This window comes from Corynebacterium sp. MSK195, assembly GCF_030228885.1.
GTDB lineage: Bacteria > Actinomycetota > Actinomycetes > Mycobacteriales > Mycobacteriaceae > Corynebacterium.
This window is the reverse complement of sequence record NZ_JASPGT010000007.1, coordinates 101,781-121,822: the sequence shown is the minus strand read 5'-3', so window position 1 is coordinate 121,822 and position 20,042 is coordinate 101,781. Positions and strand designations below refer to the sequence as shown.

General features: G+C 58.8%; 19 protein-coding genes, 1 tRNA gene and 2 pseudogenes. 11 read left to right on the top strand and 11 right to left on the bottom strand.

Going from position 1 to position 20,042, the window contains the following annotated elements; genetic code table 11:
• Window positions 1-143, bottom strand: a 143-nt coding sequence (locus tag QP909_RS11900; protein WP_141748945.1) for a transposase, incomplete at its 3' end; no start/stop codon positions are given.
• Window positions 144-202: 59 nt separating this feature from the next.
• On the opposite strand from QP909_RS11900, the pseudogene QP909_RS08460 reads away from it, so the two are divergent.
• Window positions 203-376 (top strand): annotated as a pseudogene (locus QP909_RS08460) (IS481 family transposase); the annotation flags it as partial.
• Window positions 369-527 (top strand): annotated as a pseudogene (locus tag QP909_RS08455) (IS481 family transposase); the annotation flags it as partial. The pseudogenes QP909_RS08460 and QP909_RS08455, both read left to right, overlap by 8 nt.
• Window positions 528-577: 50 nt before the next feature.
• On the opposite strand, the gene QP909_RS08450 reads toward QP909_RS08455, so the two are convergent.
• The 4 genes from QP909_RS08450 to QP909_RS08435 form a co-directional block, all read right to left on the bottom strand.
• Window positions 578-654 (bottom strand) — tRNA-Leu (locus QP909_RS08450).
• 40 nt (window positions 655-694) lie between these two features.
• Window positions 695-1,660: a Ppx/GppA phosphatase family protein gene (locus tag QP909_RS08445; RefSeq protein WP_284766910.1), complete on the bottom strand. Its 966-nt coding sequence runs from the start codon at window positions 1,658-1,660 to the stop codon at window positions 695-697.
• A 10-nt stretch (window positions 1,661-1,670) separates the two neighbouring features.
• A complete protein-coding gene (locus tag QP909_RS08440) occupies window positions 1,671-2,219 on the bottom strand; it encodes a DUF501 domain-containing protein (protein ID WP_284766909.1) in 549 nt (182 codons plus the stop codon).
• Window positions 2,220-2,227: 8 nt separating this feature from the next.
• Complete coding sequence (locus QP909_RS08435; protein ID WP_284766908.1) at window positions 2,228-2,665, bottom strand: septum formation initiator family protein; 438 nt, start codon at window positions 2,663-2,665, stop codon at window positions 2,228-2,230.
• Between the two features lie 220 nt (window positions 2,666-2,885).
• On the opposite strand from QP909_RS08435, the gene QP909_RS08430 reads away from it, so the two are divergent.
• From QP909_RS08430 to QP909_RS08420, 3 genes are all read left to right on the top strand, one after another.
• Entirely contained in the window at window positions 2,886-3,416 is a 531-nt protein-coding gene (locus tag QP909_RS08430) for a ribonuclease (RefSeq protein ID WP_284766907.1), read from the top strand.
• A gap of 35 nt (window positions 3,417-3,451) precedes the next feature.
• Window positions 3,452-4,036, top strand: a complete 585-nt coding sequence (locus QP909_RS08425) for a hypothetical protein (protein ID WP_284766906.1) — start codon at window positions 3,452-3,454, stop codon at window positions 4,034-4,036.
• Window positions 4,037-4,381: 345 nt separating this feature from the next.
• Window positions 4,382-5,332, top strand: a complete 951-nt coding sequence (locus QP909_RS08420; protein WP_284766905.1) for an HNH endonuclease signature motif containing protein — start codon at window positions 4,382-4,384, stop codon at window positions 5,330-5,332.
• Here QP909_RS08420 and eno read toward each other — a convergent pair.
• The 3 genes from eno to QP909_RS08405 all read right to left on the bottom strand — a co-directional run bounded on the left by eno (window position 5,322) and on the right by QP909_RS08405 (window position 8,050).
• Window positions 5,322-6,599, bottom strand: a complete 1,278-nt coding sequence (eno, locus tag QP909_RS08415; RefSeq protein WP_284766904.1) for a phosphopyruvate hydratase — start codon at window positions 6,597-6,599, stop codon at window positions 5,322-5,324. The genes QP909_RS08420 and eno overlap by 11 nt on opposite strands.
• 90 nt (window positions 6,600-6,689) lie before the next feature.
• A complete protein-coding gene (locus QP909_RS08410) occupies window positions 6,690-7,451 on the bottom strand; it encodes a lytic transglycosylase domain-containing protein (protein WP_239277828.1) in 762 nt (253 codons plus the stop codon).
• A gap of 11 nt (window positions 7,452-7,462) precedes the next feature.
• The gene (locus QP909_RS08405; protein ID WP_284766903.1) at window positions 7,463-8,050 is read right to left on the bottom strand and encodes a MazG nucleotide pyrophosphohydrolase domain-containing protein; all 588 of its coding nucleotides are present in this window, start codon (window positions 8,048-8,050) and stop codon (window positions 7,463-7,465) included.
• 57 nt (window positions 8,051-8,107) lie between these two features.
• On the opposite strand from QP909_RS08405, the gene QP909_RS08400 reads away from it, so the two are divergent.
• Window positions 8,108-9,583, top strand: a complete 1,476-nt coding sequence (locus QP909_RS08400) for an amino acid permease (RefSeq protein ID WP_284766902.1) — start codon at window positions 8,108-8,110, stop codon at window positions 9,581-9,583.
• On the opposite strand, the gene mfd is transcribed toward QP909_RS08400, so the two are convergent.
• From mfd to QP909_RS08385, 3 genes are all read right to left on the bottom strand, one after another.
• The gene (mfd, locus tag QP909_RS08395) at window positions 9,584-13,222 is read right to left on the bottom strand and encodes a transcription-repair coupling factor (RefSeq protein ID WP_284766901.1); all 3,639 of its coding nucleotides are present in this window, start codon (window positions 13,220-13,222) and stop codon (window positions 9,584-9,586) included.
• Window positions 13,223-13,828 carry a TetR/AcrR family transcriptional regulator gene (locus QP909_RS08390; protein WP_239277823.1) on the bottom strand — a complete coding sequence of 202 codons (606 nt, stop codon included), beginning with the start codon at window positions 13,826-13,828 and terminating at the stop codon, window positions 13,223-13,225.
• A 159-nt stretch (window positions 13,829-13,987) separates the two neighbouring features.
• Window positions 13,988-14,704, bottom strand: coding sequence for a trimeric intracellular cation channel family protein (locus QP909_RS08385; protein ID WP_225747260.1), 717 nt, complete (start codon window positions 14,702-14,704; stop codon window positions 13,988-13,990).
• A gap of 122 nt (window positions 14,705-14,826) precedes the next feature.
• Between QP909_RS08385 and QP909_RS08380 the strand changes: the two genes are divergently transcribed.
• The 5 genes from QP909_RS08380 to pth all read left to right on the top strand — a co-directional run bounded on the left by QP909_RS08380 (window position 14,827) and on the right by pth (window position 20,042).
• Window positions 14,827-16,023 carry an MFS transporter gene (locus QP909_RS08380; RefSeq protein WP_284766900.1) on the top strand — a complete coding sequence of 399 codons (1,197 nt, stop codon included), beginning with the start codon at window positions 14,827-14,829 and terminating at the stop codon, window positions 16,021-16,023.
• Window positions 16,024-16,091: 68 nt separating this feature from the next.
• Complete coding sequence (gene glmU / locus QP909_RS08375; protein ID WP_284766899.1) at window positions 16,092-17,537, top strand: bifunctional UDP-N-acetylglucosamine diphosphorylase/glucosamine-1-phosphate N-acetyltransferase GlmU; 1,446 nt, start codon at window positions 16,092-16,094, stop codon at window positions 17,535-17,537.
• A 15-nt stretch (window positions 17,538-17,552) separates the two neighbouring features.
• Window positions 17,553-18,527, top strand: coding sequence for a ribose-phosphate diphosphokinase (locus QP909_RS08370; protein ID WP_239277820.1), 975 nt, complete (start codon window positions 17,553-17,555; stop codon window positions 18,525-18,527).
• A gap of 242 nt (window positions 18,528-18,769) precedes the next feature.
• Window positions 18,770-19,420 (top strand): 50S ribosomal protein L25/general stress protein Ctc, encoded by a 651-nt coding sequence (locus tag QP909_RS08365; protein ID WP_284766898.1) that lies wholly within the window; start codon window positions 18,770-18,772, stop codon window positions 19,418-19,420.
• A 91-nt stretch (window positions 19,421-19,511) separates the two neighbouring features.
• Complete coding sequence (gene pth / locus QP909_RS08360) at window positions 19,512-20,042, top strand: aminoacyl-tRNA hydrolase (RefSeq protein WP_284766897.1); 531 nt, start codon at window positions 19,512-19,514, stop codon at window positions 20,040-20,042.

Here is a 20,042-nt window from a genome sequence, read left to right as displayed (position 1 = left end):
ACCCACCGGCCTAAAAGCCCGGCGGAGACGCCAATCTCCTTAGCCACATGAGCGATCGGGCGCTCTGACTCGATTACCAAGTTCGCGGCTTCACGCCGGTACTCCGGCGTGTACTTCTTGCGCTGTTGACTCACAATGAACATCCTCTCCTACGGACACAAGATCCGCACAAATAGGGTGTCCACTAAACGAGGGTAACCTCAAACACTTCAATGTCAGCACACGATGGATCCGAACACTTCAAGCCCGCTACCGAGAAGGCGCAATTAACTCCCTAGGACCACGCTCTAAACGCCCCCGCACTAATCCCCGAGCACTCAACCCCAGCACTGTCGACCGCATCCTTAAACTGCACCAGGACCGCACTCCGATGGGGCGGACAACCCATCACAATGGTCTGCGTCGACAACCACGTCGACATCAAAATAACCGCCACCGGGGCACAAATCGCCGCCTACACACTCACCGAAGAAAAGATCTACTACAACAAGAAAGACAACGAACTCAGCCCCCACCGGGGCAACTAAAAACGAAAAATCTCGAGACACCGACCGGAACGATGTCTCGAGACTTCACATGGTGCCCCCAGTGGGACTCGAACCCACACTGAATCGATTTTAAGTCGACTGCCTCTGCCGATTGGGCTATGGGGGCAAGGGCAAGGAATATTTTAGGCCACCTCACCCTGCGGGAGTTAACGAGGGGTACCCTCCGCAGCCAGACCAGCGATAATGCCGTCGAGAATGTCCTTTTCACTGATGAAAAAGCTGCTCGCATCGCAATTGCGCTCGATAAGCTGCATGATGCCTTCGACGGCTACCGCCCCACCACCAATGACGTCGGCACGGCCGGGATGGATGACGGGGTTGAGGGCGCGGACGTCGGAAGGCAGGCTAATAAGCTGCTGCAAAAGCACGCGCAGGGCATCGAAGCGGAGTTCAGACCCGTGAATGGCATCGGCGTCGTAGCGCTCAAGGCCCTGAGCCAATGCAGAAAGAGTGGTGAAAGTGCCTGCGCAGCCGACGATGGTACGGGCCTTAGAAATAGGTACTATCTTCTCCACTTCTGCCGTTCGCTCGCCAACGTACTCGGAAGCGATCTCAATCTCCGACTCGGTAGGCGGATCTGTTCGCATAATGCGCTCGGTTAGCCTGACGCACCCCATGCGAGCCGAGTGGGTGCCCAAGATATCGCCATCGGCCGTGCCTACGACGAACTCGGTCGAACCGCCGCCCAGATCGATGACACAGAACGGTCCGCGGTCTGGCTCCACATCGGCCACGGCGCCATTAAAGGACAACAGAGCCTCTTCCTCGCCCGAGACAACCTCGGCCTGTGCGCCAGCCTGAATTTGGCCGAGCAACTCAGCGGTCATGTCGAAGAATTCCTGTTGGTTCTTGGCATCGCGAGTAGCGGAGGTAGCGACCATCCGCACGCGGGTGACCTTCTCAAACTTCATCTGGCGTACGTAGCCTTCCAAGGCCACGCGGGCGCGATCTAGGGCTGCAGGGGCGATTTCGCCAGTGGCATCGACTCCCTCTCCCAGGCGGATGATTTCCATGGTGCGGGTAATATCGCGAACTTTGCCGTCATCCTGAATTTCAGAGATGAGCAAGCGAATCGAATTGGTACCGCAATCAATCGCAGCAACGCGAGTCATAGCAGCCCTCCTATTCCGCGTTAGAGAAATCGAACTGGGCCAGGTCAATCCCCAGTTCCTCTACGCTGGGCCAATCTTGCGGGATGGCAGAGCCTCGAAGCTTGCCGTGGTCAGCGGCCATGGCCACCGCTTCAGTTCCCAATCGGAAATGCTGTGGGCCTTCAGCAAGCGCGTACGCGATGAGCACATGCAGGCACTTCACTCGATCGGGCATGCCACCACCGGAGAAATCGGTGCCAAGGTCTTCAATATCATTGCGCTTGGCCAAGAAATATTCGTGGGCGCGCTGATAGTCGGCAGCCAATTCCTCGTCCTCACCTAAGCGGGCTTCCATCCACTTCATCACGTGGGCGACCTCCAAGCGTGAAGCTTCGGCCGTAAGCCGTGGGTCGGTGAGGTAGTAGAGGGTGGGGAATGGGGTGCCGTCGGCAAGCTTGGGTGCCGTCTTAATTACCGCGGGCTGCCCATCCGGCGTGCGATAAGAAACCTCTAGGACCCCGCGTGGAGTGCGGCCCAATTGCTCAGTTACTACAGCGATATCTGCATCAGTGACGGTCATGCGGACAATTATCGCACATCTGGATTCTCTTCCGGCGCCGGCTCAATCGGAAGATGATTTACCTGCTCGGACGGAGCTTCTTCCTCAGGCGGCTCGGCTACGGAATCCCACAAAACTTCGTACCATTCGCGGGAATCTTCTTCCTTCTGGCCATCTGTGGTGAGCTGGTCATCCGGCTTAATCTGCGGATCAATGATGCGGTAGGCGGTCTCACCCTCATCGACGACCCCGAATCGGCGCCGCGCCTCCTGCTTGATGTACTCATCGGACTTATATCTATCAATCTTCTCCAGCAAAGCAGCTTTCTCATCCTGCTTGGCGGCGATTGACTCATGGAGGCGGGCAATTTCGGACCGGCCGTGGTAGTAATTGCGCAGCGGAATGGCGATAGCAAACAAAACCACAAGCACGATGGCAACGATTACGCCCACTCCGGCAATACTCATCCGGTCCGGCTTCTGTTTCTGCCTCAGTTGTGCACGCTGAGCTTTACGGATATCCGCAGCACGCGAGGCCACCGGAACCCTAGTGCGGCTCCGGTTTCGCTGCCTCTTCTTTTCGCGTGCCATAGGTCTCTAATCCTAGCGCCGTCACTCCTGTAACAGGGACGTGGCACGCGCAATTTGGATACACTAAAGGAAATTCTACCTCCAGGAAGGAATTTTCATGTCTCTCAAGCGCATCCTCCCCGTTCTCACCGCAACCCTCTTCCTCGCCAGCTGCAGCCCCTCCGCCCAGGACGGCGAATATCCCGTCTACGGTGATGGCTACGACCTGAACACCACCGACGGCATGGCCGAGTACCTCAAGGAGTATAAGACCCTGCCGGACGATTACATCAACCATGATGCTGACGAGCTCGAGGGAGACGATCAGCCCGAGACCTTTGAAACCAACGCGGACTCCGTCAAGAAGGCCGGCGAAGCTACCTGCGAGAATGATGAATTGTTCGACATCTCAAAGGAGTATTTCCTAGGCAACACCGACAAATTTGGGGAAGCAGTAATGTCGTCGGTCGACAGCTCTGATGGTAAATACAGTGATGTTTTTAAAGCACTGAATATCCCCGATGACCCACCAGACAATGACAAGATCATGGCTGCAGCGATGTCCCCACTCGGTGCCGTGATGTCTTGCGGCGATGAATTCAGCGATGAAGAATTGGAAAAGGTCGCTGAGGCCATCCATTCCAGCTAGAACCTCGAATCATATTCCCCACTTAAGGAATAGCTATGCCCCTCAAGCGTCTCCTCCTTCTAGCCGCCGTAGGCACCCTACTTACCGGGTGCAGCTCGACCGATCACAAAGAAGAAGCCACCAGCGAAGCGGAATCCCCCACTAGCGAAATCCCTACCAGCAGCGAAACCCCCACCACCACAAGCAGAAAACACGACCTCAATACCAAAAGCGGCTTCATTTACCATATAAAAGAACACGGCACCATCCCGGACTTTTACCTAGACGTGTTCGGCGCTGGGGCTTCCGAAGAGGACGACGGCCCTACAAGCTACGAGGTCAATGCCACGACCCTGAAAAAGGCTGGAGCTGTTGCCTGCGAGAATGATCAGATTCTAGACGATGCCAAGTATTTGCTAGCCCATGGCGACAGCGGATTTGAAGAGCTCGTTCCCGATTTAGAGGAGTTTGACAGGAAATACGCTCCCGTCTACGAAAAGCTTGAGATATCAGCGGCTTCTCCCCTTCCGGATAAGCTTTTTACCATGTACATGGCTGGCGTGGGTTCCCTCGCCACCTGCGGTGACAAGTATGACGATAAGGAACTCGAAGCAGTAGCTGACAAAATTTTCAGCTACTAAACCTCTCTCGGATTTTCGCACAATTTTTCGCTTCAGGCCTTGCGCAAGCCAGCAGGGCAACTTATACTGGGGGCAGAAATTCGATTGGGTGTGCGATTTATTCTAGAGGGGGAACTTTCCGTGATAGCCAGCGACGCACCACCAAAGAAAGCTTATTTTTCTACCAATAACCTCGACGATACGGTTTGCGTTTTGGGCATGCTCCAACGCATTCAATCTTGGCAGCTATACCAATCCGTACTTCCGAGATTAGAAGACGATGTCGAATGCACTACCGCTGCTTTAGCTAAGCGGGTGGGCTTGAGCTACTGGCGCGTTTTATCCGCACTACGCTCTCACCTACGCATGCGTGAGTTGCCGTTAACCACCGCGGTGCAGACCGAACATTGGATTCTTGACCTCCCGCGTCTGCACGTCATTGATGCCGAGCTTTCCCCGCTTGGCGACGACGCCGAGGGCATCCAACTAGTCGATGCCGCCCTTGCAGACTTCCTCACTCCGAAGGAACCTGCTCAGCATGTCCCCACGGAATCTGAAATCCGTAGATTCTTGCGCGACTACATCGATGGCATTCTCAAGCCAGATATTGAGAAAGAAATCGAGCGCTCCGTTTCCATTTCTTATTCCAAAGGCCAAGCCACCGTCACCCTGAAGACGGATAAGGCTACCGCCAGTGCTATTTCACGGCACATCGATAAAGCAGCGCGAAAGAAGAACATCACTAAGTCAGAGGCTTTGGAGGTGCTGATCTTTAATCGCACCCAGACAAAAGTGGTTATCAATACCTATGCGGCGGGTGACGATGCTTCTCGGGTATATATCCCGTCGGCGGGATGGTGCGTTCTTACGGAACATTTAAGCACTTACTCGATGGCTCGCGAGCTGTGCCCAGAAGAAACATCATCCTACGTCCCCACCGAACAAATTAGGGCATGGGTCCACGGTCGCGATGCCACGTGCCGCTGGCCGGGGTGTTCCATGCCGGCGCATTACTGCCAGCTTGATCATCGGGTGGAGTATGCCGACGGCGGACCGACGAGCGTCGATAATCTCGTAACTCTCTGTCAGCACCACCACAATGTGAAGACCGATGGCAGGGCACGCTACATCATGGATCCCATCACTGGGGACGTTGCCTGGCTCTTTTCGGACGGCACCTTCGAAATTGACCGAGCGGAGGGTCCTTTGGCACCGCGAACCATGAATTGGAAGCAAACCTGGCAACAATACCTAGACATGCGAAAGCGCCCCCGCGGCAATGCGAGGACGCTACGAAAGGAGGTGATTAAGCCTTAAAGCGCGGGAATGCGGAGCGGCCGGCGTAGACTGCGCCGTCGCCGAGCTCCTGCTCGATGCGCAGCAGCTGGTTGTATTTAGCTACGCGCTCGGAACGTGCCGGTGCACCGGTCTTGATCTGGCCACAGTTCAGAGCGACAGCCAAGTCTGCAATGGTGGTGTCCTCGGTCTCACCGGAGCGGTGGGACATCATGGTGCGGTAACCATTGCGGTGAGCCAGCTCGACAGCATCGAAGGTCTCGGTCAGGGTACCGATCTGGTTGACCTTAACCAGCAGGGCGTTGGCAGCCTTCTTCTCAATGCCCTCCTGCAGACGAGCAGGGTTGGTGACGAAGAAGTCATCGCCAACGATCTGCACCTTCTCGCCAATTGCGGCGGTCAGGGCGGTGTAGCCTTCCCAGTCATCTTCCTGCAGCGGATCCTCGATGGAGACGATCGGGTACTCGTCGATGAGACCCTCATAGACCTTGGACATTTCTTCAGCGGTGTGCTCGCCGCCCTCGAAGTGGTACTTGCCGTCCTTGAAGAACTCGGAGGAAGCAACGTCGAGTGCGAGTGCTACATCCTTGCCTGGCTCGAAGCCGGCCTTCTTGATGGCGTCCACGATGACGTCGAGAGCAGCCTTGGTGGAGTCAACGGACGGAGCGAAGCCGCCCTCGTCGCCCAGACCGGTGGACAGACCCTTGTCCTTCAGCACTGCCTTCAATGCGTGGTAGACCTCGGCGCCCATGCGAAGAGCCTCGGCGAAGGACTCCGCACCAATCGGAGCGATCATGAATTCCTGGACGTCAACGCCGGAGTCAGCGTGTGCGCCGCCGTTGAGAATGTTCATCATCGGCACTGGCAGTACGTGAGCATTCGGGCCGCCGATGTAGCGGTACAGAGGCAGTGCAGCGGACTCTGCAGCGGCCTTGGCTGCGGCGATGGAAACACCCAAGATAGCGTTAGCGCCGAGCTCGGACTTGTTATCGGTACCGTCCAGCTTAATCAGTGCCTGGTCAATGAGGCGCTGGTCGTCAGCTTCGAAGCCAGCAATTTCGTCGGCAATCTTCTCGTTGATGTTCTCAACAGCCTTCAGAACACCCTTACCCTGGTAGCGCTCGCCACCGTCGCGCAGCTCGTGAGCCTCGTGCACACCGGTAGAAGCACCGGAAGGAACGCCGGCAACACCGCGGGCGCCGTCATCAAGGAAGACCTCGGCCTCGACGGTTGGGTTGCCACGGGAATCAAGAATTTCGCGGGCGAAAGTGTGGATGATATCGGCCATGCTGTTTTTCACTCCTCGTAAATAAATTCGCTCTGGACCAGCCGGCCCAGCTACGTTCTCAATTGTTGCAGAAAACTTTGCTGTGTGACACTACTTGGCACTTTGCGGAACCGAGTAGGCATTGGCGGCACGTGCAACTTTATGCAAATACTCGCTGGACTGGTTGTAATTTAGGACTGCTTCCTCCCACTGTTCTGGGTTAGAGAGATCTCTATCACCAAAGCATAAAAGTCCGGCGGCGCCGACTGCGGCGTCGTCAATTTGATTGGGATCTGCCTTCCCATCGCCGTTAGCATCAGCGCCCACCGATTCCCATGTGGTCGGGATAAATTGCATTGGGCCAACGGCACGGTCATATTCGGAATCCCCATCGATCTTGCCGTTATCGGTATCTGGGGTGTGCGCCGTATTGTTTAGTCCATCGAGGGCGATGCCGTTGATGGGTGGCTGGGGGTAGCCGGCGTCGTCAAGCTTGGAGGGCTTAAACCAATTGCCGTTGTAGGTGCCATGGCGGGTCTCCACGTAGCCCAGGCCGGCAAGGGTATTCCAGCGCAGATGGCAATTCGGCCATTTTTGCTGAGCGATGAGTTCAGCGTTGCCATAAGCACGCAAGGCGGCCGGTGGGATACCGGTCTGCTCAGCTAGGTCAGAGGCCCAGTAGGTGAGCTTATCCGCGGTGCGGCCGGGGGCGTTGACGTCAATGTGCGCGACCTCTTTGCCTTCAACGGGCGGAATGTTTTCCGGTACGGGCTCTTGGGAAGTGCCGTGCCCCGTCAACAGCCATGCCACCAGCGCGATGATCACGGCTACGGCCACCCCGCAGCCCCCGAATATCTGCAGCAGCCTCTTCATGAGAAGCCATCCTACATTCCCTTGCCTTCGCGCCACAGCCTCTCTTGCGTGTCAACATCGACAATCTCCGTGGTGCCATCAAAGAGGTATGGAGCGCGGGCGCGCATTTTGGTGAGGAAGCTCTGGGCGACGTCGTCAAGCGAAAAGGTGGAGATTTCCGCATGGAAGAGTACTTGGAGGAAGACATCGCCCAATTCCTTCAGCATCTCGCTTTCCGGTTCGCGGTTGCGCACGGCCGCGGCGAATTCGGCAGACTCCTCCTCAAGATAGGGCAAGAGCGAGGTATGGGTTTGCTCGCGCTCCCACTCCCCAATGCGCCGCGCCGTGGCCATGGTCTGGCGCGCCTGCATGATGGGATCCGCGAGGGATTCGGCGCGAATGACGGGCTCGCCGGTAGCAAGGCGGGCGCGAGTTTCCGGATCGTGTTCGTCGGTGCTCACTAAGGTGCCGGTGGCGTCCTCGCCTACCAGCAGATCGGAGAAATTCCACCGTACGGACACGGGTACCTCACCCGTGAAGTGGACAGGGCCACGCAGCTTCCCGTGCGCCTGCATGGGGATCATGGTGGGCCAGCGTTCATCGAGCAACAGCACAGTCATGTGCACAAAGTCTAGCCCGAGTTCCCATAATGGGGCTATTCAAGGTATTTTAGGCCAATGACCTCCAGCCAGAATAAATCCCACTCCGTGACGTTGTGGACCCTCGTCGCGCTGATTATCGGTTCCACCGTGGGCGCGGGCATTTTCTCGCTGCCCCAAAACATTGCCTCCGTTGCCGGCCCAGGCGCGATGCTTATTGGCTGGCTGGTAGCGGGCATCGGCATGCTGTCTGTGGCGTTTGTTTTTCAAATTCTGGCCCGCCGAAAGCCGCACCTTGATTCCGGCGTTTATTCCTACGTCCGTGCCGGCCTCGGCGATTTTATTGGTTTTACCTCCGGCTGGGGCTATTGGCTGGGCTCCGTTATGGCGCAGGTGGGTTATGCCACCCTCTTTTTCAATACCTTGGGCCATTACCTGCCGCTTTTCGACGCCGACCATTACTGGACCTCCGCCATCGCCGTCTCTCTCCTATCCTGGGGCATCTTTGCGGTTCTTGCTCGCGGCATCAAGCAGGCCGCGTTCATGAACCTCATCACCACAATTGCCAAGATTGTGCCCATCCTGGCCTTTGTGGTGCTCATTGCGTTCCTCGGGTTCAGCTGGGATAAATTCACCTTGGATTTCTGGGGACGCGCTTCTGAGGCCAGCGTCTTTGAGCAGGTCCAGGGAATCATGCTCTTTACCGTGTGGGTCTTCATTGGCGTGGAGGGCGCATCCGTTTATTCCAAGCAGGCTTCTAAGCGCACCGACGTCGGCCGCGCGACCGTCATCGGCTTCTTCTCCGTGCTGGCGCTGCTGGTTTCCGTGTCTACCCTAAGCTTTGGCGTGATGAGCAAAGAAGAACTGGCCGCGCTGCCAGATAATTCCATGGCATCCGTGCTCACCGAGGTCATCGGCCCCTGGGGCGGCGCGCTGGTGTCTATTGGACTGTGCTTGTCGGTTTTGGGTGCCTACGTCTCCTGGCAGATGTTGTGCGCCGAGCCCATCGTAATGATGGCCATCGACGGCCTCATTCCCCGCCGCATTGGCACCATTAACGTGGCGGGTGCGCCGTGGGTAGCGCAGCTGATTTCCACGATGGCCATCCAGCTATTCATCATCGTCTTCTACCTCAACGAGGCGTCTTATAACGCCATGGTGCAGCTGGCAACCATCATGTACTTGCTGCCCTATATCTTCTCTTCCCTGTACCTATTGCTCTTGGCACTGCGGGGCAAGGGGCTGTCTCACCCGCAGGCGGGTATCAAGTTCGACCTTTCCGGACCAGAGGTGAGCCGCAAGGAAAATCGCAAGCACTTGGTCATTTCTTTGCTCGCGTTTATCTACTCCCTGTGGCTGATTTATGCGGCCGACCTCGTCTACGTCCTACTCGGCGCATTGGCCGTAGTGCCGGGACTTATTCCGTATGTCGGCACCCGGCTGTGGAAGAAGGAACGCATCTTCAATACCTTCGAGTGGTGCGTGGTGGCCATTGTCCTGGCCGGTGCCGCCACCGCCATTTGGGGCTTGAGCACCGGCTGGCTCACCCTCTAGCTACTCCCCTACGCTAACCACGTTCGAGGTGGGCTGGGCGCCGCTGACGTTGATGGGGTCGACGTCGAAAAGCGCGCTCAAGAAGTCCGCCGCCCACTGAATAAGCTCGGTATCGCGCAGCTTCGGCGAGGTGACATTGCGGCCTGCCTTGGGGAACGGCACGTTGATTGCCTTCGCCGCCGCACGGAAGCTGGAGCCCGGGTATAGGCGCTTGAGACGCACCTGCTTGGAATCCGGCAGCTCCACTGGGTGGAACTTGACGCGGGTGCCCTGCACGGTGATATCGGAAATGCCGGCGCGGCGCGCCTGGTGGCGCAGGCGGGCAACGGACAGCAGGCGCAACACCTCCTGTGGCAGTGGGCCGAAGCGGTCTTCCATTTCCTCGATAACGGCCTTGAGATCATCGTCATTCTGCGAAGCCGCAAGCTTGCGATAGACCTCCAGGCGCAGGCGCTCGGAGTCGATATAGCCTTCCGGAATATGCGCATCCACGGGGAGATCGATGCGGATTTCCTTCGGGCCCTCATCGGTAACGGTGGGTGCTTCGCCGCGGGCGAGCGATTTGAAGGTCTCGACCGCCTCGCCAACGAGCCGCACGTAGAGATCGAAGCCCACACCGGCAATGTGGCCGGACTGTTGGGCACCGAGCACGTTACCGGCACCGCGCATCTCCAAGTCCTTCATGGCTACGGCCATGCCAGCACCAAGGTCATTGTTTTGAGCGATAGTTGCCAGGCGGTCATAGGAGGTTTCCGTGAGCGTAGCTCCCTTGGGGTACAGGAAGTAGGCATAGCCGCGCTCGCGGGAGCGTCCCACGCGCCCGCGCAGCTGGTGCAGCTGGGACAAGCCCATATGGTGGGCGTTTTCCACAATGAGGGTATTCGCGTTAGCGATATCCAGGCCAGTCTCCACGATGGTGGTACATACCAAAACGTCATACTCGCGATCCCAGAACCCTTGGACGGTCTGTTCGAGCACCTCCTCGTTCATCTGTCCGTGCGCGACGACGACGCGGGCCTCCGGTACCAGGTCACGCAGCTCGCGGGCCTTCTTTTCGATATCAGAGACTTTGTTGTGGATGAAAAAGGTTTGACCATCGCGCAGCAGCTCGCGGCGGATGGCCGCGGCTACCTGCTTGTCCTCATAAGCGCCGACGTAGGTCAGCACCGGGTGGCGGTCTTCCGGCGGGGTCAAGATGGTGGACATCTCGCGGATGCCAGCCATGGACATCTCCAAGGTGCGCGGGATAGGTGTTGCGGACATGGTGAGCACATCCACGCTGGCCTTAAGCGCCTTAATGTGTTCCTTGTGCTCCACGCCGAAGCGCTGCTCCTCGTCCACGACGATGAGGCCGAGGTTCTTCCAGTGCACACCGGTCTGGAGGAGGCGGTGGGTGCCGACGACGATATCGACGCTGCCATCGGCCAGGCCCTTGAAGATGTTCTTGGCTTCCTTCTGTGAGGTAAAGCGCGAAAGCACCTCAATCTTGACGGGGAAGCCGGTCATGCGCTCGCTGAAGGTATCAAAGTGCTGCTGCGCCAGCAGCGTGGTGGGAACGAGGACGGCCACCTGCATGCCGTCTTGCACGGCCTTGAAGGCGGCGCGGATGGCCACCTCGGTTTTGCCATAGCCCACATCGCCGACGACGACGCGGTCCATCGGCACCGTGGATTCCATGTCCTGCTTGACGGCATCGATGGCCAGCATCTGGTCTTCGGTTTCGACGAAGGGGAAATTATCCTCCATCTCCGCCTGCCACGGATTATCCGGGGAGAACTGGTGCCCCGGCGCAGCCTGGCGCTTGGCGTAGAGCTCGACGAGCTCGCCGGCGATTTCGCGCACGGCGGCGCGCGCCTTCTTCTTGGTGTTCTTCCAGTCGGAACCGCCCATCTTGGACAGGTGAGGCGATTCGCCACCGGTGTACTTGCTGAGGAGATCCAGCGAGTCCATGGGGACCCAGAGCTGATCGGCGGGCTGACCACGCTTGGAGGGCGCGTACTCGAGCACGATGTATTCGCGGCGGCTGGTTTCATCGCCGGACTGGATGGTGCGCTCCGCCATCTTGAGAAACTTACCGATGCCGTGGGTCTCGTGCACCACAAAATCGCCCTGCCTGAGGGCAAGCGGATCAACCTTATTGCGGCGTTTGGCGGGCCGGCGCTTTGCTTCGGCGATATCGCCTACGCGGTTACCGGTCAGGTCCGTCTCGGTCACAACGACCAGTGGGAGGGCCTCGGCATCCTTAGGCTTTTTCACCTTGGGAAATACCAGGCCGGCGTGGCTTAGTGCTTGGTAGAGGGTGACTTCACCGGCGGTGGGTTCCCAGCCAGGGGTAGCTACCTTGGTGCGGATGCCCTTTTCTGCAAAGCGATCCACCATGCGCTTGATAGCACCTTGCGCCGGCGCGATGAAGGCTGCCCGGCCGCCGGCGTTGGTGTGCGCGAGGAGCTGGGCCATCATGGCGTCGATTTCTTCGATGTTGCCGCGCGGGGTGGGCCCTGGTTCGAATTCGAGCGGGAGGGTCTCCTCTTCCGGCGCGGCGAGCATTCCCGGTGGGGAGAAAGTCCACAAAGGCAGGCCGGACTCGCTAATGGAGACCTCGAGCGACTCATAGGAGCGGTAGCTGGATGCCTCGGTATCGAGTCCTTCGGTAGCCAGCGGGCCATCAGCACCCATGGCTGCGGCCTCCCAGCCGGCGGCGAGGAATTCCGCATCGGTCTTTTCTAGATCTGCCACGCGGCGGCGAATTTTTTCTGGGCCGACCATCACCACGTGGGTGGTGGGGCGCAGGATTTCGGGGAGGGTGATCATGGGGGCGTCGGAAAGCGCGGGTAGGAGCGCCTCCATACCTTCGGCAGGGATGTGCTCGCTTACCTTGGTCAGCAGCTCCACCAAGGCGGGATTGCCGGGGTGCTTAACGGCGAGATCAGCCGCGCGCTTGGCAATGGCGTCCGTAATAGGCAGCTCTCGGGCAGGGAAAATGTCTACACGGCCCACCTCGATTTCCGGAATGGTGCGCTGGTCAGCTACGGAGAATTGGCGGATATCGGTTATCTCATCGCCCCAAAACTCCACGCGGACCGGATAGTCCAGCGTGGTGGGGAAAATATCGATAATGCCACCGCGCGTAGCGTACTCGCCGCGCTTAGCCACCATGTCTACGTGCTTGTAGGCGCGGAATTCAAGCTCGCGGACCACCTCATCAAAGTCATATTCTTGATCTTCTTCAAGGTGGACGGGAGCTCGGCCTTCTACCTCTTTGAGGATGGGTTGGGATAAGCCGCGGGCAGCGGTGACGATGACCTGCAGGCTATCGAGGTTGTGCAAAACCTCGGCGCGGCGGCCGATGATGTCTACGCCGGGGCTTAGGCGCTCGTGCGGCAGGGTCTCCCAGGCGGGGAACATGGCTACCTTCTCCCCCAGCATCGCCGTAAGCTCCGCCGTGAGGTCCTCAGCCTCGCGGCTCGTAGCGGTTACCACGAGCACTGGGGCATGATGAGCCAAGGTGCCCAAGGCCCACGGCCGGGACTGATCCAAGCCTGTGATGTGGAGGTCTTCGCCCACATGAGAAATCATGCCCTTGAGCTTGGGATCTGAGGCCGCTACCTTAAGCAGGCCGGCCAGCATTGGGGTCGCCATTTATTTGCCTCCTAGCTTGGGCTTTACTTCCATACCGGACAAACCATTCCAGCATAGATTGACAATATGTGTGGCGACGACTTCCTTGTCCGGGGTGCGCTCATCCAGCCACCATTGCGCGGTGGTCGATACCATTCCCACCAGCGCTTGGCCGTAAATATCCGCCAAATCTGGGTCAATGCCACGGTGCTCGAATGCTTCTCGCAGGATATAGGAAACCTGACCCACCGCGGAATTCAACAGCGTGGAGAAGCTGCGTTCATCGCCGGGCTTGGCATCGCGCACCAGGATGAGAAAGCCATCAGTTTCTTCCTCGACATAGGTCAAAATGGCCATGACGGCCTGCTCGATGCGCTCGCGCCAGCTTCCGGTCTCCAAGGAATCAGTAATAACCTTTTCCAGTGCTAGCATCTCGCGGTCCACGACCACCGCGTAGAGGCCTTCCTTGCCCCCGAAGTGCTCATAGACCACGGGTTTGGATACCCCGGCGCGTGCCGCAATTTCTTCGACGCTGGTTCCTTCAAACCCTAGTTCAGCGAATGCGGCGCGTCCGATGGAAATGAGTTGTTCGCGGCGTTCCCGGCCGGTCATCCTTTGTCGAGCCATGCCCTCTACCCTATCCTTTGCCCCGCAATTTGTGATTTACCCGGGGGCGTCAGGTACGCTATGCCTACAGCTTTTGCTGTGGTTCCCCATGGTGTAATCGGCAACACTACGGTTTTTGGTACCGTCATTCTAGGTTCGAGTCCTGGTGGGGAAGCTTTTTTAGTTTTTCTTCCTGCCGCGTCGAAAGCCTTTCAGCTCGGCCTTCTTCGCAATCGCCGCCACTTGGGCGGCGGTGTAGTTAACGGGGGCTACACCGGCGCGGGGCAGGACCCAGCCGCGCCAATAGGACACGATGGCCATGCCACTGCCGACGATCGGTGCGACCACCATGCCGAGAGCAAACTGTCCGTAATCGGCAAAGGTAACCATGACGATGCCGGTGAGGATAGAGGGGACGGCATACAGGGGGCTGCCGCCAAAGATGGACGGGATTTCCCCGGAGGCAATATCGCGGACCATTCCCCCGCCCACTGCGGTAAGCACGCCCAGGAAGACACAGGGAATAAGTGGCATGCCGTGGGTGAGCGCCTTAACGCAGCCGGTGGTGGACCACACGCCGAGGATGATGGCATCGCCGTGTTCGCGGAATAGCTCCCACGCCTTGCCCTTGAGATCAATGAGGAATGCGATGAGTGCACCGCAGCAAGCAAGGCCGAGATACCACGGGTCTGAGATCGCTGCCGCTGCTCCATCCCCGATGAGCATGTCACGGATCATGCCACCGGCCAACCCAGAAAAGAGGGCGAGGAACACGAAGCCCACGATGTCGAATTCACGGCGGCGGGCAAGGGTGCCGCCAATGATGCCATTCAAAACCACGCCGAGAAGATCGAAGGCTTGGTACAGCGAATTGATGAGGGGATCGACATCGTGCATGATTCTTAGGCCTCCTGCCGCGCGGGTAGAATTTCGGCGTGACTGCGGCCGTGTTTTACTCTCCGGCGCGTCAGCATGGCTCTTATTTAACCAACTCGTTTCTCTGAAAGATCGCATTTCTCATGTCTAAATCCAATGCCCGGTATTTCATCTGGTCCAATGGCCTGCAAAATTTGGGCGATCAGATTGTTGCTGCCAAGACGGTGCTGCCCGCGCTCTTTAGTGCGGCCGGAGTGCCTGCGTTCTTTACCGGTCTGCTCACCCCTATCCGCGAGTCCGGTTCGATGCTGCCGCAGGCGGCGCTGACCCCGTGGGTGACTACGCATAGGGCGCGCAAGCGCCTATGGATTATCGGTTCGCTGGGACAAGCGGTATCCGCCGCGGTCATCGCGCTCGCGGCATTTTTTACCCGCGGGGCAATTCTAGGCATCATTGTGCTGCTGGCGCTGGCCGCGCTCTCGCTTTTCCGCGCGCTGTGCTCGATTGCGGGCAAGGACGTGCAGGCGCGCACCATTTCCAAGGGCGCGCGCGGCCAGGTGACCGGTAGCGCGGCAGCCCTCGGTGGCGGTGCTACTTTGCTGACCGGCATTATCCTCTACTTTTTGGGCGAGCTCAGCATTCCCATGATGGGCACGGTCCTCGCCATTGGTGCGGCCACGTGGGCCATTGCCGCGTGGGTCTTTTCGGGCGTGGATGAGCCGGTGCCAGAGGAAACCGAAGGGGGCATCGATAAGCAGTGGTGGCAAGATACCTGGCAGCTTTTTACTAGCGACGGCCAATTTCGCAACTTTGTCATCGTCCGCGCGCTGCTGCTCGTTTCAGCGCTATCTACCTCTTTTATTGTGCTGCTCAGCAGCAACCTTTCCGGGCTCTACGGATTTGTGCTTGCTTCAGGCCTAGCCTCCCTGGTGGGCGGGCGCATCTCCGGGGTGTATTCGGATAAGTCCTCTAAAAACACCATGGCCGTGGGCGCGGCCGTGGCTTCCGTCGTGCTGGTGCTTTTGGTCGCCAGCTCGCACTGGGCACCGGATGCGGTCAATGCCTGGGTCATGCCGATTGGTTTCTTTGCTGTGAACTTGGCGCACACGGCCATTCGCGTGGCGCGAAAGACCTACGTGGTGGATATGGCCGGCGGCGATAAGCGCACCCAGTATGTAGGTGCGGCCAATACGATGATGGGCATTATCCTCCTCATCGTCGGTGGCATTTCCTCCGTGGTGGCACTGGCCGGCCCCGAGGCAGCGCTGCTTTTCCTTGCCCTCATTGGTTTCCTCGGCGTGTGGCGCGCCTGCGGCCTGAAAGAGGTTTCTCACACATAAATCGCACTTGGGCTATAGGATGTAGTCCGGATAAGAATCAGACTCGACCCCCAGGAGCTCAATAACCCGTGGTAGCAACAACCTCGTGTGCTGTCGTCGTCCTTGCGGCTGGCGCCGGCACCCGCATGAAGTCCACCAAGCAGAAGACCTTGCATGAGATTGGCGGGCGCACCTTGCTCGGCCACGCTCTGCACGCTGCGGCCGGGATCAACCCGGAGCGCATCGTGACGGTGGTGGGCCACCAGCGCGATCAGGTCTCCCCCGCCGTGGATGCCATCGCCCAGGAGCTGGACTGCGAGGTACTCCAGGCGGTGCAGGAGGAGCAGCTAGGTACCGGTCATGCCGTGGCCTGCGGCTTGGAGCCGATTCCGGACTTCGAGGGAACCGTCATTGTCACCAACGGCGATGTCCCACTGCTTACCCCAGAGACCATCGAGGGCCTGCGCGCCACCCACACCGAGCAGGGCAACGCGGTCACTGTGCTCTCGATGCGCCTCGATGACCCGACCGGTTACGGCCGCATCATTCGCGGCGAGGACGGCAGCGTGTCTGCCATCGTGGAGCAAAAGGATGCCACCGAAGAGCAGCGCAAGGTCGACGAGGTCAACTCTGGCGTTTTCGCGTTTGATGGGCGCGTGCTTGCCGCAGCCCTCCAGAAGCTCGACTCCAATAACGCCCAAGGCGAGCTGTATATCACCGATGTCCTCGAGATTGCCCGCACCGCAGGACACGGCGTCGGCGCGCATGTAGCAGCGGATCCGGACGAACTCGCAGGCGTCAATGACCGCGTGCAGCTCGCCTCTGCCGGCCGAGAGCTCAACCGCCGCATGGTAGAAAAGGCGATGCGCGGCGGCGCCACCATCGTGGATCCGGAAACCACCTGGATTGGTGTCAACGTCACCGTGGGCTCCGATGTCATTATTCACCCAGGAACGCAGCTGTGGGGCACTACCAGCATCGCCGATAACGCCGAGATTGGCCCCGACACCACCTTGACCAATATGCAGGTGGGCGAGGGCGCTTCTGTCGTACGCACCCATGGCAGCGATTCCGTCATTGGTACCAACGCTAAGGTCGGCCCGTTTACCTATATCCGCCCGAAGACCGTGGTGGGAGAGGACGGAAAGCTCGGTGGCTTCGTAGAGGCAAAGAACGCCCAGATTGGCCGCGGCTCCAAGGTTCCGCACCTGACCTATATCGGCGATGCCACCGTGGGCGAGCAGTCCAATATCGGCGCCTCCTCCGTCTTTGTGAACTACGACGGCGTGAACAAGCACCACACCACCATCGGCAGCCACGTGCGCACCGGTTCTGACACAATGTTTATCGCTCCGGTCAATGTCGGTGATGGCGCATACTCCGGTGCGGGTACAGTAATTAAAGACGATGTTCCTGCGGGAGCACTCGCAGTCTCCGGTGGCAAACAGCGCAACATCGAGGGCTGGGTTCAAAAGAAGCGTCCGGGTACTCCCGCGGCTGAGGCCGCAGCCCGTGCGCAGGACAACGAAAAGTAAGGGGCATATTCTCCCATGACTGGCAAGGTAACTGGTAGCAGCAAGAACATGAAGCTCTTCTCTGGGCGGGCACACCCAGAGTTGGCGGAGGCTGTGGCTAAGGAGCTCAAGACTGATCTGGTTCCTACCACCGCCCGCGACTTCGCCAACGGCGAAATCTTCATTCGCTTTGAAGAGTCCGTGCGTGGCGCCGACTGCTTCGTAATGCAGTCTCACACCCAGCCGCTCAACAAGTGGCTAATGGAGCAGCTCATCATGATCGATGCTTTGAAGCGCGGCTCCGCAAAGCGCATCACCGCCATCCTGCCCTTCTACCCATATGCACGCCAGGACAAGAAGCACCTGGGCCGCGAGCCAATTTCCGCCCGCCTGGTGGCAGACCTTCTGCAAACTGCTGGTGCGGACCGCATCGTGTCCGTGGACCTGCACACCGATCAGATCCAGGGCTTCTTCGATGGCCCGGTCGATCACATGCACGCTCAGCCCATCCTGACCGATTACATCAAGTCCAAGTACGCCACCGATAACATCACCGTGGTCTCCCCGGATGCTGGCCGCGTGAAGGTGGCAGAAAAGTGGGCCCACGACTTGGGCGATGCCCCGCTGGCCTTCGTGCACAAGACCCGCTCCAACACTGAGGCTAATAAGACGGTATCCAACCGCGTGGTCGGCGATGTAGAGGGCAAGGACTGCGTGCTTCTCGACGACATGATTGACACCGGTGGCACCATCGCCGGCGCCGTGCGCGTTCTGAAGGACGCCGGTGCGAAGAAGGTCATCATCGCCTGCACCCACGGCGTTTTCTCTGACCCAGCCCGCGAGCGCCTGTCCGAGTGCGGCGCGGAGGAAGTTATCACCACCGATACCCTCCCGCAGTCCACCGAGGGCTGGTCCAACCTCACGGTGCTGTCCATTGCACCGCTATTGGCACAGACCATCCACGAGATCTTTGAGAATGGTTCCGTGACCACCCTTTTCGACCGCGCCTAAGCGCAGGGCCGCCGAGATTTCCCTCGGCGGCTTTTGATTTGCTTCTGGTGCACGTGCTAATCTAACTCAGTCTCGGCGAGGGCGACCTCAGGATGAGGAAGCCGTTATCGACGCGATTGAAGTTAGAGCATGTTGCTTTTTATATACGCCTGCGATGACTCGTCCAAGACGTCCATCGGCAGGCTTTCGTCGTTTTTGTCGCGTTGGCCGCGCCGCACTACTTTAACTAAGGAGAATGAAGCATGGCACAGCGCCCAGTAATTAAGGCTGAAGCACGTACCGAATTTGGCAAGGGTGTCGCACGCCGCCTGCGCCGCGAGTGGAAGGTTCCAGGCGTCATCTACGGTTCCCACCAGGAGCCGGTCCACTTCGCAGTTCCGCTGCTGGACATCCAGTCCCTCGTCCGCAACAACGGCGTCAACGCCGTTCTGGAGCTGGAGATTGACGGCGAGCAGTACCTGACCATGGTTAAGCACGTTGACCAGAACGTCCTGACCTTCGACATCGACCACGTTGACCTGCTGGCTATTAAGCGCGGCGAGAAGGTTGAGGTTGAGGTTCCGCTGACCCTGACCGGCGAGCCGGCCCCAGGCACCATGCACATCCAGGATGCTGACGTACTGCTGGTTGAGGCAGACGTACTGAACATTCCGGAGGAGATCGAGGTTTCCATCGAGGGCCTCGAGGACGGCGCAGTTGTCACCGCTGCCGACATCACCATGCCGGAAGACACCACCCTGGTGGCAGAGGAAGACACCGTTATCGTCTCCATCTCCCTGCCTGAGGTTGATGAAGAGCTCGAGGAAGCAGCCGAGGCTGCTGAGGAAGGCGGCGCTGACGCTGGCGCCGAGTCCGTCGACGAGGGCGCAGAGTCCTCCGACTCCGAGGAGTAATCCCCTCCCCTTCACACGCAAGGCCGCCGTGAGATTCGCTTCTCACGGCGGCCTTGCCGTTTTTCTCTCGGCCTATGAGACAATTGAGCGCGTGACTCCACTTCTCGTTGTAGGCCTTGGCAACCCCGGCCCCAAGTACGCAGGCACTCGACACAATATCGGCTTCGATGTGGCAGATGAACTCGCGGGAGAGCTCATGAGCGTCTTTTCGGTACACAAAAAGACCAACACCGAAGTCGCCGAGGGCATAGCTGGCGGCCGCAAGATTATCTGCGCAAAGCCACGGTCCTTTATGAACCTTTCCGGCGGGCCGATCAAAGCTTTGGCCCAATACTTTCATCTCTCCGCCGCCGACATCATCGTTGTCCACGATGAGCTAGAGCTCGATTTCGGCACTATAAAGCTCCGCACAGGCGGAGGCGATCATGGCCACAATGGACTGCGCTCAACCACAAAGTCTCTGGGCACCAAAGACTATCAGCGCCTTTCGGTAGGAATCGGGCGACCACCGGGGCGCATGGACCCGGCGTCGTTTGTGCTCAAGCCTTGGGCAAAACAGGAAAAGGCAGAAATCCCCATCCTTTGCGCCGACGCGGTCGAGGAAATCTTGCGCGTAGGATAG

Excerpts from the sequence above, each read along its gene's own strand:
- QP909_RS08445 (WP_284766910.1), bottom strand. The coding sequence starts at position 1,660 with ATGACTCGCGTTGCTGCGATTGATTGCGGTACCAATTCGATTCGCTTG.
- QP909_RS08440 (WP_284766909.1), bottom strand. The coding sequence starts at position 2,219 with ATGACCGTCACTGATGCAGATATCGCTGTAGTAACTGAGCAATTGGGC.
- QP909_RS08435 (WP_284766908.1), bottom strand. The coding sequence starts at position 2,665 with ATGAGTATTGCCGGAGTGGGCGTAATCGTTGCCATCGTGCTTGTGGTT.
- QP909_RS08430 (WP_284766907.1), top strand. The coding sequence starts at position 2,886 with ATGTCTCTCAAGCGCATCCTCCCCGTTCTCACCGCAACCCTCTTCCTC.
- QP909_RS08425 (WP_284766906.1), top strand. The coding sequence starts at position 3,452 with ATGCCCCTCAAGCGTCTCCTCCTTCTAGCCGCCGTAGGCACCCTACTT.
- QP909_RS08420 (WP_284766905.1), top strand. The coding sequence starts at position 4,382 with ATGCGTGAGTTGCCGTTAACCACCGCGGTGCAGACCGAACATTGGATT.
- eno (WP_284766904.1), bottom strand. The coding sequence starts at position 6,599 with ATGGCCGATATCATCCACACTTTCGCCCGCGAAATTCTTGATTCCCGT.
- QP909_RS08410 (WP_239277828.1), bottom strand. The coding sequence starts at position 7,451 with ATGAAGAGGCTGCTGCAGATATTCGGGGGCTGCGGGGTGGCCGTAGCC.
- QP909_RS08405 (WP_284766903.1), bottom strand. The coding sequence starts at position 8,050 with ATGACTGTGCTGTTGCTCGATGAACGCTGGCCCACCATGATCCCCATG.
- QP909_RS08400 (WP_284766902.1), top strand. The coding sequence starts at position 8,108 with ATGACCTCCAGCCAGAATAAATCCCACTCCGTGACGTTGTGGACCCTC.
- mfd (WP_284766901.1), bottom strand. The coding sequence starts at position 13,222 with ATGGCGACCCCAATGCTGGCCGGCCTGCTTAAGGTAGCGGCCTCAGAT.
- QP909_RS08390 (WP_239277823.1), bottom strand. The coding sequence starts at position 13,828 with ATGGCTCGACAAAGGATGACCGGCCGGGAACGCCGCGAACAACTCATT.
- QP909_RS08385 (WP_225747260.1), bottom strand. The coding sequence starts at position 14,704 with ATGCACGATGTCGATCCCCTCATCAATTCGCTGTACCAAGCCTTCGAT.
- QP909_RS08380 (WP_284766900.1), top strand. The coding sequence starts at position 14,827 with ATGTCTAAATCCAATGCCCGGTATTTCATCTGGTCCAATGGCCTGCAA.
- QP909_RS08370 (WP_239277820.1), top strand. The coding sequence starts at position 17,553 with ATGACTGGCAAGGTAACTGGTAGCAGCAAGAACATGAAGCTCTTCTCT.
- QP909_RS08365 (WP_284766898.1), top strand. The coding sequence starts at position 18,770 with ATGGCACAGCGCCCAGTAATTAAGGCTGAAGCACGTACCGAATTTGGC.